This window comes from Streptomyces sp. NBC_01446, from assembly GCF_026340095.1.
Classification (GTDB): domain Bacteria; phylum Actinomycetota; class Actinomycetes; order Streptomycetales; family Streptomycetaceae; genus Streptomyces; species Streptomyces aureus.
This window is the reverse complement of sequence record NZ_JAPEPO010000001.1, coordinates 7,766,328-7,783,523: the sequence shown is the minus strand read 5'-3', so window position 1 is coordinate 7,783,523 and position 17,196 is coordinate 7,766,328. Positions and strand designations below refer to the sequence as shown.

The 17,196-nt window shown below is 70.5% G+C and carries 14 protein-coding genes and 3 pseudogenes; 7 read left to right on the top strand and 10 right to left on the bottom strand.

The window, feature by feature from the left end:
• Positions 1–10: 10 nt before the first annotated feature.
• On the bottom strand, positions 11–307 hold the full coding sequence (locus OG456_RS35200) for a hypothetical protein (protein WP_266568184.1): 297 nt from the start codon (positions 305–307) through the stop codon (positions 11–13).
• A gap of 189 nt (positions 308–496) precedes the next feature.
• Between OG456_RS35200 and OG456_RS35195 the strand changes: the two genes are divergently transcribed.
• On the top strand, positions 497–1,717 hold the full coding sequence (locus tag OG456_RS35195) for a transposase (protein WP_266569529.1): 1,221 nt from the start codon (positions 497–499) through the stop codon (positions 1,715–1,717).
• A 198-nt stretch (positions 1,718–1,915) separates the two neighbouring features.
• Here OG456_RS35195 and OG456_RS35190 read toward each other — a convergent pair.
• Together OG456_RS35190 and OG456_RS35185 are read right to left on the bottom strand one after the other, a co-directional pair.
• Positions 1,916–3,175 (bottom strand): annotated as a pseudogene (locus tag OG456_RS35190) (AMP-binding protein); the annotation flags it as partial.
• Positions 3,176–3,231: 56 nt separating this feature from the next.
• On the bottom strand, positions 3,232–6,462 hold the full coding sequence (locus tag OG456_RS35185) for a carboxyl transferase domain-containing protein (RefSeq protein ID WP_266568182.1): 3,231 nt from the start codon (positions 6,460–6,462) through the stop codon (positions 3,232–3,234).
• A gap of 179 nt (positions 6,463–6,641) precedes the next feature.
• Between OG456_RS35185 and OG456_RS35180 the strand changes: the two genes are divergently transcribed.
• Together OG456_RS35180 and OG456_RS35175 are read left to right on the top strand one after the other, a co-directional pair.
• A complete protein-coding gene (locus OG456_RS35180; RefSeq protein ID WP_266568180.1) occupies positions 6,642–7,292 on the top strand; it encodes a TetR/AcrR family transcriptional regulator in 651 nt (216 codons plus the stop codon).
• Between the two features lie 309 nt (positions 7,293–7,601).
• Positions 7,602–7,829 carry a hypothetical protein gene (locus OG456_RS35175; RefSeq protein ID WP_266568178.1) on the top strand — a complete coding sequence of 76 codons (228 nt, stop codon included), beginning with the start codon at positions 7,602–7,604 and terminating at the stop codon, positions 7,827–7,829.
• Between the two features lie 12 nt (positions 7,830–7,841).
• Here OG456_RS35175 and OG456_RS35170 read toward each other — a convergent pair.
• Positions 7,842–8,051: pseudogene (locus OG456_RS35170) on the bottom strand (zinc ribbon domain-containing protein); the annotation flags it as partial.
• Positions 8,052–8,636: 585 nt separating this feature from the next.
• Between OG456_RS35170 and OG456_RS35165 the strand changes: the two are divergent.
• Positions 8,637–9,863, top strand: coding sequence for an IS110 family transposase (locus OG456_RS35165; protein WP_266568176.1), 1,227 nt, complete (start codon positions 8,637–8,639; stop codon positions 9,861–9,863).
• 21 nt (positions 9,864–9,884) lie between these two features.
• Here OG456_RS35165 and OG456_RS35160 read toward each other — a convergent pair.
• Positions 9,885–10,889 (bottom strand): annotated as a pseudogene (locus tag OG456_RS35160) (RNA-guided endonuclease InsQ/TnpB family protein); the annotation flags it as partial.
• A 159-nt stretch (positions 10,890–11,048) separates the two neighbouring features.
• On the opposite strand from OG456_RS35160, the gene OG456_RS35155 reads away from it, so the two are divergent.
• From OG456_RS35155 to OG456_RS35145, 3 genes are all read left to right on the top strand, one after another.
• Positions 11,049–11,180: a hypothetical protein gene (locus OG456_RS35155; RefSeq protein WP_266568174.1), complete on the top strand. Its 132-nt coding sequence runs from the start codon at positions 11,049–11,051 to the stop codon at positions 11,178–11,180.
• A gap of 58 nt (positions 11,181–11,238) precedes the next feature.
• Entirely contained in the window at positions 11,239–11,823 is a 585-nt protein-coding gene (locus OG456_RS35150; RefSeq protein ID WP_266568172.1) for a nucleosidase, read from the top strand.
• Positions 11,824–12,061: 238 nt separating this feature from the next.
• The gene (locus tag OG456_RS35145; RefSeq protein ID WP_266569528.1) at positions 12,062–12,934 is read left to right on the top strand and encodes a YihY/virulence factor BrkB family protein; all 873 of its coding nucleotides are present in this window, start codon (positions 12,062–12,064) and stop codon (positions 12,932–12,934) included.
• Here OG456_RS35145 and OG456_RS35140 read toward each other — a convergent pair.
• The 5 genes from OG456_RS35140 to OG456_RS35120 all read right to left on the bottom strand — a co-directional run bounded on the left by OG456_RS35140 (position 12,903) and on the right by OG456_RS35120 (position 17,108).
• Positions 12,903–14,069: an alpha-hydroxy-acid oxidizing protein gene (locus OG456_RS35140; RefSeq protein ID WP_266568170.1), complete on the bottom strand. Its 1,167-nt coding sequence runs from the start codon at positions 14,067–14,069 to the stop codon at positions 12,903–12,905. The genes OG456_RS35145 and OG456_RS35140 overlap by 32 nt on opposite strands.
• 167 nt (positions 14,070–14,236) lie before the next feature.
• Positions 14,237–14,779 (bottom strand): TetR/AcrR family transcriptional regulator, encoded by a 543-nt coding sequence (locus tag OG456_RS35135; RefSeq protein ID WP_266568168.1) that lies wholly within the window; start codon positions 14,777–14,779, stop codon positions 14,237–14,239.
• Between the two features lie 11 nt (positions 14,780–14,790).
• A complete protein-coding gene (locus OG456_RS35130; protein WP_266568166.1) occupies positions 14,791–15,375 on the bottom strand; it encodes a sugar O-acetyltransferase in 585 nt (194 codons plus the stop codon).
• Positions 15,376–15,463: 88 nt separating this feature from the next.
• Positions 15,464–16,390, bottom strand: a complete 927-nt coding sequence (locus tag OG456_RS35125) for a hypothetical protein (RefSeq protein ID WP_266568164.1) — start codon at positions 16,388–16,390, stop codon at positions 15,464–15,466.
• A 109-nt stretch (positions 16,391–16,499) separates the two neighbouring features.
• Complete coding sequence (locus tag OG456_RS35120; protein ID WP_266568162.1) at positions 16,500–17,108, bottom strand: dihydrofolate reductase family protein; 609 nt, start codon at positions 17,106–17,108, stop codon at positions 16,500–16,502.
• Positions 17,109–17,196 lie beyond the last annotated feature (88 nt).

The window sequence follows — 17,196 nt, the reverse complement described above, 5'->3', positions numbered from 1 at the left end:
GCCGACAGGGTCAGCGGTCGTCGGCGAGCTGCTGCGCGCGGGCCGTCAGGTCCACTTTGCGGATCTTCATGGTCGTCGTCATCGGCATCTCGTCGACTATCTCGACGAGGGGAACCTTGAAGGCAGCCATGCTCTCGCGCGCCCAGTCACGCAGCACCGCGGCCTCCACAGCGTCCTTTTGACGGAGCGTCACGAAGGCGACGGGGACCTGGCCCTTCGACGGATCGGCGGCCGGGACGACGGCGGCCGTGTGCACGTCGGGGTGACGGCACAGCAGCATCTCGACCTCCGCAGGGAAGACGCTCATGCCTTTCACCGGGTTCCTCCGAGGATGCTCCGGCCTTCAGGCCGGGCAGTTATCGGACTCCTGCGGGGCAGGACAGGAGATAGGGGTTTCGCCCCCGGGGCGAAAGACCGTCCACCGGGTGACGGGGTGAGTGAGCCGACAGCGGTCAAGAACTCTCGACTGTCAGTCCTCCCGGGTAGGTTCGGGTGTATGACGAGTGGAGCGATCACGCAGGGGGCCGGGCATGCCCGGTACACCTTTCGTGTGCGCCTGTCGGCGACGGCCCGGCGCGCGCTCGACGCCGAGTGGGATCGCTGCCGGTGGCTGTGGAACGAGTGTGTGGCCAAGTCCAGGCAGGTCCACGCGCAGCGCAGAGCGGGCGGCGAGAAGCTGACGTGCGGTCCGGCGCAGCTTGACAAGCTGCTGACCGAGGCCCGCAGGGTGACGCCGTGGCTGGCTCAGGGCGCGTGCGTGCCGCAGCAGCAGGTGATCCGCGACTTCGCCAAGTCGAGGGCGAAGGCGCTGAAGGACATCAAGGACCGGCTTGCGCAGCACCGCCGGGCGGGGATGCCCCACTTCAAGCGCAAGCGGGACGCCAGGCCGAGCATGAACTACACGAAGCGCGGTTTCCGCCTCAAGGACGGTCGTCTGCACCTCGCGGGCGGGATCGTGCTGAGCGTGGTGTGGTCGCGGGACCTTCCGGCCGACCCGTCGAGCGTGCGCGTGTACCAGGACACGCTTGGGCATTGGTACGTGTCCTTCGTCGCTCCCGCGCAGAGCGAACCGCTGCCCGCCACCGGGCGGGTTCTCGGGGTGGACTGGGGTGTGAAGGAGACGGCCACCACCACGGATGACGCCTACGACCTCCCGCATGCCGGGCACGGCAGGCGGGCCGCGCAGCGGCTCGCGAAGTACCAGCGGATGATGGCCCGGCGCCGGCGCCCGAAAGGGCAGCCCGCATCCAAGGGTTATCGGAAGGCGCAGGCACAGGCGGCGAAGGTGCACAAGAAGATCGCGAGGCAGCGTGAGGACACCGGCCGCAAGTGGGCCACGTCCGTGATGCGTGGCCATGACGGGGTTGCGGTGGAGGACTTCCGGCCGAAGTTCCTCGCGAAGACCACGATGGCCCGCACAGCGGCCGACGCCGCCATCGCCGCGACGAAGCGCGCCCTGGTCGAGATGGGCCGCAAACACGCACGGGACGTCCGTCTCGTGCACCCGGCGCACACCACGATGGAATGTGCGCAGTGCGCAGCGAGAACCAAGCACGCACTCCCTCTCTCGATGAGAACGTACGCCTGCACCGTGTGCGGAGCCGTGTCCCCCCGGGATAAGAACTCCGCCCGCGTGATGCTGGTCCGGGCAGGTTGGAACCCGGACGGTGCCGAGGGCGTAAGACCTCCTGGTCCGCTGGACCAGGAGGCTGCCTGAGCCGTAAATCCCCGCACAGCCCTGGAGGGTAGAGAATCTCCTCCCTCCAGGGAGGGGAGCCTTCAATTTTATGAGGTCCTTGTCGCGGCCGAGGTAGTGCAGGCAGCCGTCGTCGTTGATCCGCCCGTTGTCCCCGGTGTGCAGCCAGCCGTCACGCAGTTGCCGCGCCGTGGCGTCGGGCTTGTTCCAGTAGCCGGTCGTCACCGAGGGGCTGCGCACGACGATCTCGCCCGCCTCGCCGAGCGGCAGCGGTTCACCGGTGACGGGCGACACCACGGCGATGTCCGTGCCGGGCATGGGCAGTCCGCAAAAGACGGGTTCGGCATGCAGATCCTGGTCACCGTCCTGGAACCCGTAGGGCGTCACGTCGATGGTGTGCGTCTCGGTCATGCCGTACGCGGCCTCGCGCAGGACGGAGTGGGTGCCCGCGGCGGCCGCCCAGCGTCGCCGGACGCCGACGTCGAGTTTGCGGATGAACGAGGTGCAGAGCGGGTCGACGAGGGAACTCAGGTCGTACGAGGCGAAGTCGGGCCGGTCGAGTAGTTCGAGGTAGTTCTCCACGGTGCCGACCATGGTGGTGACCTTGTGCGTGTCGATCGCCCGCAGGACGCGGGCCGGGTCCCAGCGGGGCATGAGGACCGAAGTGCCGCCCAGCATCAGGGGGTTGAGGATGCCCAGATCCTCGCCCGCGATCCAGAACACGGGGATGTAGCACAGGACCACGACCTCGCCGTCGGCCGTCTGGCGGGTGGCCGCGGCGCTGGTGGCGATGGTGTAGATCATGTGCCGCTGGGTGTGCATGCAGCCCTTGGGGAGGCCTGACGTGCCGCCGGTGTAGTTCAGCGCGGCCAGGGTGTCGAGGTCGGCCGGGGCGCCGTCGGCCGGCTCGTGCGCCACGGCCTGCGCCCATGTGTGGACCGCGAGCCCCTCGATCGCCAGGGCGTCCGGTGCGGTAGCGGCCAAGGCCATCTCGGTGAGCGAGGTGACGAACACCCGCCGCACCGCCGTCTGTTGGCGTACGGAAGCGAGCAGCGGGAGCGAGGTGTCGAGGGTGATGACGGTCTCGGCGCCGCAGTCATCGAGTTCGTAGGCGAGCTCGGCGCCCTGGAACATCGGGTTGACCGGCACGTGCACCGCGCCGAGGCGCAGCACGGCCAGGAAGGCGATCAGGAACTGGGGGCAGTTGGGCAGGTGGACGGCGACCCGGTCACCCGCGCCGACCCCCTCGAAGGCGAGGCGTCCCGCCACGCGGCGGCTCAGCTCGTCCAGTTCGCGGTAGGTGACGGTGCGGCCCTCGAAGACGACCGCGGCCCGGTCGGGGCGCAGCCGCGCCCAGTGCGCGACATGGTCCGGCACGGGGATCTCGCCCAGCGGGTACACGACGTCGGACGGTGTGCCGTGCGGGCGGACCCGGGCCTGACGGGCGCGCAGATCCTCCAGGTACTCCTCGATCTTCATGCGGCTGCTCGGTTGTTGTCCCGACCTGACCTACCTGGACCTTCACCGCACCGGCGTCACCACGTGTCGACGAAGCGACGGCGGGTGTGCCCCTCGGGCGGGCGCGGGTGCGGATGTGTGGGGTGCTGGGCGAACGTCGTGGTGATCCAGCGGCGGGTGTCGGCCGGGTCGATCACGTCGTCGACCTCGAAGGTCGTCCCGGCGTTGAGCGCCTTGCCCTGCTCGTACTGCTCCGCGAGGAGCGCCTCGTACGTGGCCTGGCGCTCCTGCGGGTCGGCGATGGCTTCGAGTTCGCGGCGGTAGCCGAGCCGGACGGCGCCTTCGAGGCCCATCGGGCCGATCTCGCCGGTGGGCCAGGAGACCATCGCCGTGGGGGCCCGGAAGCCGCCGCCGGTCATGGCCATCGCGCCGAGGCCGTAGCCCTTGCGCAGGACGGCGGAGAAGAGGGGCACGCTGAGGTGGGCTCCCGCGACGAAGAGCCGGCTGAAGTGCCGTACGGTCGCGGTCTTCTCGGCGTCCGGGCCGACCATGAACCCCGGGGTGTCGCACAGGGTGATCACGGGCAGGCCGTGTGCGTCGCAGAGTTGCAGGAAGCGGGCCATCTTGTCAGCGGCGTCGCTGTCGATGGCGCCGCCGAGATGCTGCGGGTTGTTGGCGACCAGGCCCATCGGCCGCCCCTCGACGCGCACGAGTGCGGTGATGACGCCGACGCCGAACTCGCGGCGCAGTTCCAGGACCGAGCCGGTGTCGGCGAGGAGGGTGACCGCCTCCCGGACGTCGTACGCGCGCAGCCGGTTCTCCGGGACGACGTGCCGCAGAAGGCGCTGGTCCGCGCAGTCCCAGTCGCTCAAGTCGCCCTGGAAGTACGAGAGGTACTGCTTGGCGACCGCCACGGCCTCAGCCTCGTCGTCCACCAGGATGTCGACGACGCCGTTCGGGACCTGGACCGGCATCGGTCCGACCTCCTCGGGCAGGAACTGCCCGAGGCCGCCCGCCTCGATCATCGCGGGCCCGCTCATACCGACGGTGGCATCGGCGGTCGCGATGACGACGTCGCAGCAGCCGAGGAGCGCGGCGTTGCCCGCGAAGCAGCGCCCGGCGACGATGCCGACCGTCGGCACCTGCCCGCTGAGGCGGGCGAGGGTGGCAAAGGTGGGGACGTCGAGTCCGGCGACGGCCATCATGTCGGTGTCGCCGGGGCGTCCGCCGCCGCCCTCGGCGAAGAGCACGACCGGGATCTGCTGCCGCTCGGCGAGTTCGAGCATGCGGTCGGTCTTCTTGTGGTTGAGCATCCCCTGTGTGCCGGCGAGGACCGTGTAGTCGTAGGCGAGGACGGCGCACTGGCTGCGCCGGTCGCCGAACCGGGTGCCGTTGATCTGGGCGACGCCGGTGACGATGCCGTCGGCCGGTGTGCTCGCGATCAGTTCGTCGAGGGTGCGGCGGCGGCGCTGCGCGGCGATCGCCAGGGCGCCGTATTCGGTGAAGGTGCCCGGGTCGCAGAGGTCGGCCAGGTTCTCGCGTGCGGTGCGGTGGCCAGTGCGCCTGCGACGCTCGACGGCCTGCGGCCTCGCCTCGTCGAGAGTGACGCGATGGCGCTCGACGACCTCGGCGAGGTCGGGCCTGACATCGAGATCGACGTCGGCCGCCGCCTCATCGACACTCTCCTCGCCCTCCGACGGTGCGAAGACGACGAGTTCGGCGCCGGCCGGGACGACGTCCCCGACGCTCGCGCGGACCTCGCGCACCACTCCCCCGCGCGGCGCCGTCAGGACGTGTTCCATCTTCATCGCCTCGAGTACGACGAGTGGCGCCCCGGCCGCCACCTCGGCGCCCGGCTCCACACAGACATCGACGACACTGCCCGCGGAGAGCGCGGTGAGGACCGAGCCGTGCCCCTCCTGGGAAGGGGCGGCTCCCGGTACGAGTTTGTCGAGGTGTTCGTTGACGAAGGCAGTCGTCACCGTGCCGTCCCGGAAGGCCTCATGGCGCAGGACCGCGCGAAGGAGCGGCAGGTTCGACGGGACTCCGCAGAGCGTGAACTCGCCGAGCGCTCCGGCCGCCTTCCCGGCCGCGTCGGCAAAGTCGCCCCGGACCGTACGCGTGATCACCTTGGCGACGAGGGAGTCGTAGGAGCCCCTGATCTCCAGGCCCGCGCGGCCGTGGGTGTCCACGCGCACGCCGGGGCCGCCGGGTGCCTCGAAGACCGTCAGCGTGCCCTGCGAGGCGCGGGCCGTGCCGTCCGCGGACAGCTCTTCGAGGTTGACGCGGGTCTGGATCGCGAAGCCGCGCGGCCGCGGGATGTCCTCCTGAAGGAGGCCGAGTTCGGCCAGCGACCTGCCCTGGGCGAGGCGCAGTTGGGTGGCCACCAGGTCCACGCCGGTGAGTTCCTCGGTGATGGTGTGCTCGACCTGGAGGCGCGGGTTGGTCTCGATGAAGTAGGAGGCGTCCGGGTCGTCCGCGTCGACGAGGAACTCGAAGGTCCCGAGGCCGAGATACCGGGTCGCCGAAGCCATCGTGACCGCGGACTCGATCAGCAGGTCACGCGTGCGCGCGGGGAGCCACGGGCTGGGCGCGACCTCGATCAGCTTCTGGTTGCGGCGCTGGACCGAGCACTCCCGGTCCCACAGGTGGGTGACCTGGCCGGTGCCGTCCCCGACGACCTGGATCTCGATGTGCTTGGCGCGGGGCAGCAGTTGCTCGACGTAGACGTCGCCGTTGCCGAAGGCGCGCTCGGCCTCGGAGCGGCAGCGCTCGTAGGCCCAGGCGAGGTCCGCCGCGTCGTGCACGGCGCGCATGCCGCGGCCCCCTCCCCCGGCGACCGCCTTCACCATGACGCCGTCGCGCACGCCGGCGAGGAACTCCGTGGCCTGCGGGAGCGAGGTCGGGGCGCCGGTCGCCGCGAGGACGGGGACGCCGTGCCGGACGGCGAGCGCCCGTGAGCTCGCCTTGTCGCCGAAGAGGGCGAGGAGTTCCGGGGTGGGCCCCACGAAGGTCAGCCCCGCCTCGGCACACGCCTTCGCGAAATCGGCGTTCTCGCTGAGGAACCCGTAGCCGGGATGGACCAGATCGCACCCCGCGCGCCCGGCGATCCCGACGATCTGGCGCGCGTCGAGATAGGCGGCCACGCCGTCGCCCTTGAGCAGGTGGGCCTCGTCGGCGAGCCGCACATGGGCCGCCGAGCGGTCGTCCGCGGAGTGCACGGCCACGGTCCGCAGGCCGAGCGCCGACGCCGCGCGGTGGATCCGGACCGCGATCTCGCCACGGTTGGCGATCAGCACACCTGTCATCGGACGTCTCCTCCGCGGGCCCATGACGCGGGCCTTCTGTACGTGACGGCTTCGGGCTGTACATGACGGCTCCGGGCGTGCCGGATATGCCGACGCGCCGGTGCGTTGACGCTGGCGTCAACGTCAATGGCGGGCCCAGTCTGCGTTGACGCCGTCGTCAACGTCAATAAGCTGGGGCCATGCCGATCGCGAGAAACTCCTGGACCGTGCGCGACAAACTGGACCGCCAGGACAGCGCCACCCGTGCCCGGCTGCTCACCGCGGCCCGCACGGTCTTCGAGCAGCGGGGCTACGCGCGCACGACGATCGCCGACATCACGGCGCAGGCCGACGTCGGCCGCGCCACGTTCTACGTCTACTTCGCCTCCAAGCAGGACGTCTTCGCCGTGCTCGCCGCCGATCTGCGCGACCGGTTCCTCGCGGCGCAGGAAGCGGCGGACCCCGAGGCCGAGGACCCCTACCTGCTCGCCGAGCGGACCAACGCGGCCTTCCTGGACGCCTACGTGGACAACCTCGCCTTCATGACCGTGCTCGAACACCAGTCGCTCACGGATCCGGCGATGCGCGTGCTCCGCGACGAGATCAGCGACCGCCCCCGCGGGCGCACCGCGCGCTACATCGCCCGTCTGGTGCGCCAGGGCCTGGCCGAGCCCGCAGGTTCGCCGGAGTCCGTGGCCACCGCCGCGGCCGGTATGGTCGCGGGCTTCGCCCGGGCTGTGGCCGCCGACCCGGCCTGCCGGGACCGGGCGGTCGCCGACCTGACGGCGATGTACCTGCGACTGCTCGGCCTCACACCACGCGCAGGCACCCCGGCCGTCGGCCGCGACTGACCCCACGCCCCCTCCGGCCCGCGGCCCATGCCCGCTCGCGCCACGCCGCCGCCCCTGTGTTGGCTTGAGCCAAGCATCCGGACGGAGGGGAAAACCTCATGGAGACACCGCATACGCCCTATGGCCAGGAACCCAGCCACGGGCAAGATCCGCACCAGCTCTACGGGACCGACCCGGCGCACCCCTTCTACCCCGCGTACGGGACGTACGTCGACAGCCCACCGCCCCCGCAGTCGCGCGTCGACGCCCGCAAGATCTGGTCCGGCGGCCTGATGACAGCGCTCGTCGCCGCACTGACCGCCGTGGCCGGTGTTCCTCGTCCGCGGTGTCCTCGGCGTCGCCGCGTTCGCGCCGGAGCGCGACGGCGCGATGGGGGACGCGTCCACCGGACTGCTCGCGGGCGGCGCCGCCGTCGCGGCCCTCGTCGCGACGCTGCTTCTGCATCTCCTGTGCCTGGGCACACCGCAGCCCGGGCGGTTCTTCGCCTGGATCGTCACGCTGGCGACGCTCGTCGTGACTCCTCCCCCTCATAGATGAGGGGGCTTCTCGCTACGCCGGTGCGGCTTCGCGACGGACCAGCCCGGCCCGTAGAACGTTGGTGGCGCCCACGGTGTCCGCGTGCGCTGTGTGGCCGCACGAGACGCAGTGGAACTTTGCCTGTGTGGGCCGGTTCTCCGCGCCGGTGTACCCGCATTCGGGGCACTGGCGGGACGTGTTGCGGGGGTTCACGGCGATCACTTCCCGTCCGGCGCTTTCAGCCTAATTCCCGTGTAACGAGCTCACCGGCCCTCGCCGGTCGGTGAGGTGGTTCGAACGGGTTGTGACGCCTGCACTCCGCCGGGCCGAAGGTCTGCGACGAGCACGGCTGCGCAACCCAGCTGGCGGGTGGTGGTCTCGAGAGTGCCGGTGGATACCTCTCAACGTCACGGCCAAGATGCCTTCCCAGAGAGCGGCGCCATTCGGTGCTCTCGTGGCCGCCACCCACCCAGCACTGACGCTGCTGGCGGTTGTGTGGGCTCCGGACACACGCCTTCTTTCAGCCCGGCCATGATGTCTCCGCCAAGATCGGCGGTGTTCGGCGCCTTCACTGCCGCCAGCGGCGTCAACACCGTTTGCTTGATCACTCGTTGGAGTTGGTGGTGCGAGCCCGTCGCACGGTGATCTCTTGCATTCCCCGAGCCGTCTGAGCTCTGGGAACAGACCGGGGCCTGTGCGGTGAGCTGGTGCCACGAACGGCTTGTGAGGTGTCGGCCCGTTCCTTGATCGAGGCCTGGAATTAGGTCGCTGCGTGGCCCCGCATGCGCTCGTGACCAGCGCAAACACCCACACTTCGAGGAGGGAAAGTTGATCTACTGCGGCATCGACTGGGCCGAGAAGACACACGACGTCGCCCTGGTCGACGACGACGGCACGCTCCTGGCCAAGCGCCACATCACCGACGACGCGACCGGCTACAAGATCCTGCTGGATCTGCTCGCCGAGCACGGCGACACCGAGGACAACCCGATCCCGGTCGCCATCGAGACCTCCCGCGGCCTGCTCGTCGCGGTCCTGCGCACCGGGAAGCGCCAGGTCTACGCCATCAACCCGATGGCCGCCGCACGCTACCGCGACCGCCACGCGGTCACACGGAAGAAGTCCGACCCCGGCGACGCCCTCGTCCTGGCGAACATCCTCCGCACCGATATGCACGCCCACCGGCCGTTGCCCCAGGACAGCGATCTCGCCCGCGCCATCGCCGTCCTCGCCCGCGCCCAGCAGGATGCCGTTTGGAACCGGCAGCAGCTCGCCAACCAGCTCCGCTCGCTCCTGCGCGAGTACTTCCCCGCCGCCCTCGACGCCTACCTGCACTGGCAGAACGGTCTCTGCCGCCCCGAGACCCGCGTCCTGCTGGAGCTCGCCCCCACGCCCTCGCGGGCGGCCCGGCTGTCGCTCGCGCAACTGCGCTCGGCGCTCAAGCGCGCCGGCCGCCAGCGCCGGATCGATGCCGACGCCGAGCGCATCCGCGAGGTCCTGCGGGCCGAATACGCGCACCAGCCGCCACTGGTCGAGGACGCGCTCGGCAAGCAGATGCTCGCTCTGCTGCGGCAGCTCGAAGCCGCCTGCACGGCCGCCGACCAGCTCGCCGAGGCGGTTGAAGAGGTTTTCCCTCAGCATCCGGACGCCGAGATCATCCTGAGCCTCCCCGGGCTCGGCACCCAGCTCGGCGCCCGGATCCTCGCTGAGATCGGGGACGACCACGCCCGCTTCGCCACTGCCCGCGGTATGAAGGCCTACGCCGGTGCGTCCCCCATCACCAGGGCGTCCGGCAAGAAGTCCAGCATCACCAGACGCTGGGTGAAGAACGACCGGCTCAACCACGCCGGCTACCTGTGGGCCTTCGCCTCACTGACCCACTCACCGGGCGCAAAGGCCCACTACGACCGCCGCCGCGAGGCCGGGGACTGGCACGCCGCCGCTCAGAGAAACCTCTTCAACAAGATGATCGGCCAGCTCTACCACTGCCTCCAGAAGCACATCCTGTTCGACGAGAACCTCGCCTTCCCCACACAACTTCTCGAAGCTGCTTGACGACCTAGCTCCGTGAGGTGTCTTGGCGGCCAGGATCGTCAAGAACACCCCCCATCCGGCATCGGCGATCGAGCGGTTGAGTCCGGTCTTCGCGCCGGCCCCGTTGGGCAGGAAGCCGCCCGGCATCCCGGGGTCGGGCTTCGGCGCGGCACGCCGGACCATGTTGCGGATCTTGAGATCTTCGTGCGCGATGAAATCGTGTTCGCGCACGAGATCAAGCGCGGTTTTGTGTGCGTGGTCCAGGCGCTGGCGGCGCACCTTGCGGTGCAGCTTCGCGACCTTCTCAACCGCTCGCCTGTGATTGGCTGACCGCCTGTCACGGCGCACACGCGGAAACCTCGAGAGGGCCTGCTGTGCGGCTTCGAGCTTCGCGGCGTTGCTGCGCCCGTGGCGCGGGTTGGGCACGAACTCGCCGTCAGAGGTGGCGAGGAAGTTGGCTATGCCCAGGTCAATCCCGATGACGGAACCCGTCGCGGGCAGCGGTTCAGTCTGGACCTGCTCGACGGTCAGCACCACGAACCACTGACCGCCCTCACGCTTCACGCTGACCGTTTTCACCCTGCCGGCCACGGGCCGGTGCTGGTGCACCTTGACGTGCCCGACACCTTGCAGCCGGACGCGCGTCACCGGATCGTGCGGCGTGGAGTCCCACCGGCAGCCGTCCCCGTCCTTCGGGAACTCCACCGTGTCGAACCAGTTCACCCCACGAAAACGCGGATAGCCCGGCTTCTCACCGGACTTGACCCGGCGAAAGAACGCTGCGAACGCCTTGTCCAACCGCCGGAGCGTGGCCTGCTGACTGGAGAACGACCAACGGCCCTGACGCTCCGGGTCGAAGGACCGGATGTCCTTGAGCTGTGCGGACTGCTGCCCGTACCGGACCGTCGTCTTGCTGACGTGCCGGTAGGCGTCACGGCGCTCCTGCAACGCTCCGTTGTACAGCGAACAGTGATCACGCAGCATCTCGCCCAGCGCCTGAGCCTGCCGCACCGTGGGCCGCATGAGGAACTTGTACGCACGCATCACCCGACCCACCCCCCTCAGCTCTTGTGAGCAACCTAGCCGAGGCCACTGACAAACCCTCCGCAGACAGAACACCCATGCACACATGACCCGTCAGAGCAGCCCCGAGATGCGTCTCCCGCCCCGGCCGAAGCTAGGGATACCCACGCAAGAGAAGGGACGGTGCTGCTGCCCTTCACCACGTCGGTGCCCATCGTGACGAAGGTCGGCACGGCCGCCGTCTATCTCGCCGTCGGACTCACCATCGGGATGCTGTTGACCTCTGTGGCGCGCGGCGCGGTGCGCAGCCGCTGACCGGACGTTCCATGCCCCGGCTGCGAGTGGGCGACCACCCCGCGGCTACCGTTGCGCCATGGAACTTATAGGTGAGATCGCCGCCGGCCGTCCCCTGCTCGTGCTGGCCGTGAAGGAAGAGGCGCAGTTCCTCGACACGGACCTCCCTGTCCTGCTCACCGGCATGGGCAAGGTCAACGCGGCGACCGCGCTGGCCACCGTCCTGGCCCGCGGCCCGCACCCCTCTGGCGTCGTGAACCTGGGCACGGCGGGTGCGCTGCGCCCCGGCTGGGCGGGCACCCACGTCATCGGATCCGTGATCCAGCACGACCTGGACAACGCTGTGCTCGCCTCCCTGACGGGCGAGATCTACGGTGCGCCGATCGGCCTGCCCGAGGACGGTGGGCCTGTCCTCGCGACCGGCGATTCCTTCATCTCCGACGAGGCGGCCCGCGCCCGCCTGGCCGCGCTCGCTCCGCTCGTCGACATGGAGGGCTACGCTCTCGCGTCCGCCGCCCAGCAGGCCGGTGTTCCGCTGCGCATCGTCAAGCACGTCAGCGACGAGGCGGGCGACGGCGCGGCCAGGACTTGGCGCGAAACGGTCGCCGGCTGCGCACGCGTCCTCGCCGACTGGACCGCGCGAAACGTACCCGTACTCCCCTGATCCACGACTCCCCCGGCAGGCTGCGGGGTCGGCGATGAGATGATCGCGGGCCATGTCCCGCGCGCCCCGGCACTCCCGCCGAGGCCGTCGGGCGCCCTCCGACCGAGACGAGCACGCCTTGGGAACCCGGCCGACGGACCAGGTCACCCGAACCGTCCCCTCCCCCGCCACGTCCGCCTCCTCCGCCGACGAAGGCGACAACGACCCCGGCGACAGCCCCGTGCCGGGCGAGACGTCGATGTCCTGGCCCCGGCTGTGGGCGGCGCTGCGTCGCACGCCGGTGTCAATGTGGAACGACGACGTGTCGGACTGGGCCGCGGCGTTGACGTACTACGCGATCCTCGCCCTGCTGCCCGCCATGCTCGTGACCGTCTCGCTCATCGGTCTGGTCAGCCCGGCGACGACGGACGCCCTGATCGCGCATGTGACGGCCTGGGCGCCGGCCGAGTCGGGCGCCGCCCTGCACGGAGTGCTGCGCCACATGGCACACGAGCGTTCCGCCGCCCTCACCATGACGATCGCGGGCGCCGTCAGCGCCCTGTGGTCGGCATCGAGCTACTCGGCGGTGTTCCGCCGGGCCCTGCACACGCTGCACGGGGTCCGCGACACCAGGCCCGTGTGGCGCAAGGCCCACCGCATCCTGCTGACCGCCTGCACCCTGCTCGCGCTCCTCGTGGCCAGCGCGCTCGTCCTCGTGCTCAGCGGATCCCTCGCCCAGTCCCTCGGGCGCTGGCTCGGGCTCGGCGACACGGTCGCCGCGGCCTGGAACTTCCTCAAGTGGCCTGCCCTGCTGTGCCTGGTGGCGCTGCTCGTCCTGGTCCTGTTCCGGTCGGGGCCGCCCGCCGCCCGAGGGTGGCGGCACGGCCTGCCGGGTGGTCTGCTGGCCGCGCTGATCTGGCTCGTCGCGTCGGCCGGTTTCACGTTCTACGCCTCGCAGTTCGGCACCTACAGCAAGCTTTACGGCTCCCTGGCGGGGGGCGTCGTGTTCCTCGTCTGGCTGTGGGTGTCGAACCTGGCGCTGCTGGCCGGGGCCCAGTTCGGCGTCGAGCTGGACCGGGCCGCGCCCGACGCGCCCGAGGTCAGTGGCGGCGACGCAGCGCCTGCGGAGTGAGATCGGCGAGCGTCGGGTAACCGTCCACAGCCATGATCAGGTCGGTCTCCGCGAGCAGGGACCGCAGTACGTGGACGATGCCGTCGACGCCGCCGAGGGCGAGGCCGTAGGCGTAGGGGCGGCCGATGCCGACCGCCGTCGCGCCGAGGGCGAGCGCCTTGACCGCATCGGATCCGGAGCGCACGCCCGAGTCGAACAGGACGGGCAGACCGTCGGCGGCCTCCACCACGTCGGGCAGGGCGTCGATGGCGGCGAGTCCTCCGTTGGCCTGCCGTCCGCCGTGGTTCGAGCAGTAGATGCCGTCGACGCCGCCGTCCTTGGCGCGTCGTACGTCCTCGGGGTGGCACAGGCCCTTGACGATCAGCGGAAGGTTGGTGAGCGAGCGCAGCCAGGGGAGGTCGTCCCACGTCAGGGGGTTGCCGAAGACGCTCGCGAACTGCATGACGACGGCCTGTGTGTCATCGGCGCGGCCCTGCGGGAGCCGGGAGCGGAAGACCGGGTCGGAGGTGTAGTTGCTGAGGCAGTGGCCGCGCAGCTGGGGGAAGTTGCCGGTGGACAGGTCGCGGGGCCGCCAGCCGGTGACCCAGGTGTCCATGGTGACGACGATGCCCTTGAAGCCGGCCGCCTCCGCGCGGCTGACGAGGCTCTCGGCGAGGTCGCGGTCGGTCGGCGTGTAGAGCTGGAAGAAGCCGGGGGTGTCGCCGAACTCCTTGGCCACGTCCTCCATGGGGTCCGCGGACAGGGTGGAGGCCACCATCGGAACTCCCGTGCGCGCGGCGGCCCGTGCCGTCGCGAGGTCCCCGTGCCCGTCCTGTCCGCAGAGCCCGATCACGCCGATGGGGCACATGAACAGGGGGCTGTCGAGCTTCAGTCCGAAGAGGTCGACGCTCAGGTCCCGCTTGCTCGCCCCGACGAACATGCGCGGCACGAGCCCCCACTGTTCGAACGCGGTGACGTTCTGGCGCTGGGTGAACTCGTCGCCCGCGCCTCCCGCGACGTATGACCACACGGACGGGGCGAGCGCCTGGCTGGCCCGCTGCTCCAGTTCCGCGAAGGCCATGGGCAGCTCGGGGACGACGCCCCCGAGCGCGTTGAAGTAGATCTCGTGCTGGTAGTCACCGAACTGCTGCGTCATCGCGGCCACCCTCCTCGTCGAACGCCACCGTGTCCTGGCGGTGGCGATCAGACACTAGTGCGCGGGCCGGCGGATGGGAGCCCGTGGGGTTGCGGGGTCAGGTCCGCACCCCACGGGCGGCTCGAGGCCGGCTACGCACTGGGGGTTGGCCGGAGATCAGGCCGGGATCAGCCGGAGGTCATGTGCCGCACGGCCGCCCGAGTGAGTTCGCGGCTCTGCGGGGCAGTATCGAGGGAGCGGTGCAGGACCAACCCCTCGATCAGCGCGTCCAGTTGGCGGGCGGTGTCCGCGTCGAAGTGCCGCTCCAGGAGGTCGCGGCTGCGGGCCATCCAGGCGTGGGTGAGTTCGCGGTACTCGTCGCGGCGGGCGGCGAGGGCGTAGAGCTCGTGGGTGAGTACGAGATCGCGCCGTGAACCTGCGGACAGCGCGTGGATGAGGTCGGTGACGGCTTCGCGGGCCCGCTCGGAGGTCTCGACGTCGGCCAGGTGCCGCTCGAACACGGCCACGATCTCGTCGGCGAACCGGGTGAAGGCCTCGCGCAACAGGTCGTCGATGCCGGCGAAGTGGTAGGTCATCGAGCCGAGCGGCACGTCGGCGCGTACGGCGATCTTGCGGTGGGAGACCCCGGCGACGCCCTCTTCGGCGATGTGGTCGAGGGTGGCGGCGAGGATGCGCTCGCGGCGGTGCGGGTCCGTGCGTCCGGTGGCCATGGGGACGCCGGTCAGAGGGTGCGGACGGGGCGGGCGGGGTTGCCGACGGCCACGACGTTCGCCGGAATGTCCTTGGTGACGACAGCCCCGGCGCCGATGACGGAGTTGTCCCCGATGGTCACTCCGGGGCACACGATGACGCCGCCGCCGAGCCAGACGTTGTCGCCGATGGTGATGGGCAGCGCGGCTTCCAGCTTGTCGCGGCGGGGCTGCGGCTCCACCGGGTGGGTGGGGGTGAGGAGTTGGACGTTGGGGCCGATCTGGCAGTCCTCGCCGATGGTGATCCGGGCGACGTCGAGCGCGGTGAGGTGGTAGTTGACGAAGGTGCGGGCACCGATGGTGATGTTGCTGCCGTAGTCGACGTACAGCGGCGGCCGCACCTCGACGCCCTCCCCCACGGACTCGAGCAGGTCGGCCAGGATCGGCCGGGCCTTGTCGGCGTCCTCGATGAAGGCGTCCTGGTAGCGGGCGGCCAACTGCATCGCCCGCCGCTGACGCCGGCCGATCTCCGGATCGTCGGCGATGTAGAGGTCACCCGCGAGCATGCGCTCCAGGTTCGTCCGCGGGTCGTCCGCGAAGTAGTCCGTCGTCGTCATGCGTACGATCGTACACTCTGGAATGTACGAACGTACGCTCGCGATCGGCGAGTCACTAAACGCAGGGTGCTCGCCCCGGCTGACCTGGCTAACTCGGCTGCCGCATCAGCATGTCGCGGACCGCGATGCCGTAGTACGCGCGCAGCCGGTGCAGTTCCCACAGGCCGACCGCGGTCACCGAGACCGGGGCGCCGAGCATGAACAGCACCCGGAGCGGGCCCGGCACGCCCGCGTAGGCACCGGTGAACAGGTCGACGAGCGTCATCTCCCAGACCAGCGTCATCGCCAGCAGCGGCGGCACGGTCTCGTGGATGTCCGCGGTGCGGAAGACGTGTACGAGTGCCAGGCCGATGCCCCAGAACATGAAGGGCACCACCCACAGGAACGTCAGGATCGTCGTGCCGTAGGTGACGACGGCCATCGCCGGGCTGGTGGCGAACCGGCCGTCGACGAAGCCGGAGAGCACGGCGGCCGGGAACACGCCGACCGCGGCCACTATGGCCACGATCGCGCCGAAACACCTGGCGGCCCGGCGCAGCAGTTCACGGCGGGCGGAGGGCGCGGCGAGGGCGAGCAGGACGCCCACGGCGACGGGGAAGGTCACCGACAGCATCAGGACGCTGTTCCAGGACTGGCTCAGCCGGTCGTCGGCGATGTCACCCACCGACTGGGCGACCTTGTAGGCCACTGACATCCACACCACAGCGCCCAGACCGACCAGCGTGCGGATCTTCTGGACGCGGGCGACGAAGGCGTCGTCGACTATGCCGGGGCGGGACGGCTTGAACACCCTGCGGGCGGCGTGGATGGGGCCGATCCTCAGCCACAGCCGGCGCAAGGGGCCGGGCGATACCGGCGGGCCGGGGTGCGGCGGGTACGGCTGGGGCCCGTAGGGGTGCGGGATCCGCGGCGGGTACGGGCCCTGGGGCGGCGGTGGCGGGTACGGGCCGGGCTGGGGCGGGTGCCCTGCCCGCGGGTCATAGGGCGGCTGCCCGCCCGGGTTCCAGGCGTTCACGTGTTTCCCCCGAGGTGTAACTGATAGGACACGAGCGGCAACAGAATAGAGGCGCCGCCCCCTGAGAACCCCTGCCGGGCGACGAGGCGGCGGTATCGATGCCGACGGTTCAACCGGCGGCGGCCAGGCGGTAGCGCACGTTCACCACGAGCGACGGATCGCTGCCGTTGACAAGGCCGAGCCGGACCGGCGAGCCGCCCGGGTTGTCGAACAGGCGGATCCCGTCGCCGAGCAGGACCGGCGCGATGTGCAGGTCGATCTCGTCAATGAGCCCACGCTCCAGGAGCTGACGGCCGATCGAGGGTGACAGGACCTCAAGATTCTTGCCCCCGGCGGCGTCCAGAGCGATCCGGACCGCCTCGGCCACATCGCAGTTGAGGAACGTCACGCCGTCGACGGGCTTCAGCTCCTCGGGACGGTGGGTGAGGACGAACACGGGCCCCTGCCACTGGCCGCCGTAGGTCGCGCTCGCGTCGGGGTAGGCGTCCCAGCCGTCCCGGCCTCCCAGCACGGCGCCGGTCGACTGCGTGTACTCCTCGACCAGGCCGGGCCGCGACGCGACGCCTGTCATCCAGTCCAGGCAATGGGCTGGCCCCGCCACGAAGCCGTCCAGCGACATCGTGAAGTGCCAGAGCACCTTGCCCGACGCGGTCTGCCGTTCAGTGTCCGTGATCGGCGGGACGGCGTCGGGGTTCCGCGCGGTCTCGGCGGTGGGCATGATCGGTCCTCTCGTCGGCGGTCGCTGTCCCGTAGACCCGGTACGACCCTGGAACTCATCGCCGACGCCCGGCCCCTGCAACTCCCGC

Bases quoted from the DNA above. Each gene is read 5' to 3' on its own strand.
- OG456_RS35150 (WP_266568172.1), top strand. From the start codon at position 11,239: ATGGAACTTATAGGTGAGATCGCCGCCGGCCGTCCCCTGCTCGTGCTG.
- OG456_RS35140 (WP_266568170.1), bottom strand. From the start codon at position 14,069: ATGACGCAGCAGTTCGGTGACTACCAGCACGAGATCTACTTCAACGCG.
- OG456_RS35135 (WP_266568168.1), bottom strand. From the start codon at position 14,779: ATGGCCACCGGACGCACGGACCCGCACCGCCGCGAGCGCATCCTCGCC.
- OG456_RS35185 (WP_266568182.1), bottom strand. From the start codon at position 6,462: ATGACAGGTGTGCTGATCGCCAACCGTGGCGAGATCGCGGTCCGGATC.
- OG456_RS35130 (WP_266568166.1), bottom strand. From the start codon at position 15,375: ATGACGACGACGGACTACTTCGCGGACGACCCGCGGACGAACCTGGAG.
- OG456_RS35145 (WP_266569528.1), top strand. From the start codon at position 12,062: ATGTCCTGGCCCCGGCTGTGGGCGGCGCTGCGTCGCACGCCGGTGTCA.
- OG456_RS35200 (WP_266568184.1), bottom strand. From the start codon at position 307: ATGAGCGTCTTCCCTGCGGAGGTCGAGATGCTGCTGTGCCGTCACCCC.
- OG456_RS35120 (WP_266568162.1), bottom strand. From the start codon at position 17,108: ATGCCCACCGCCGAGACCGCGCGGAACCCCGACGCCGTCCCGCCGATC.
- OG456_RS35180 (WP_266568180.1), top strand. From the start codon at position 6,642: ATGCCGATCGCGAGAAACTCCTGGACCGTGCGCGACAAACTGGACCGC.
- OG456_RS35195 (WP_266569529.1), top strand. From the start codon at position 497: ATGACGAGTGGAGCGATCACGCAGGGGGCCGGGCATGCCCGGTACACC.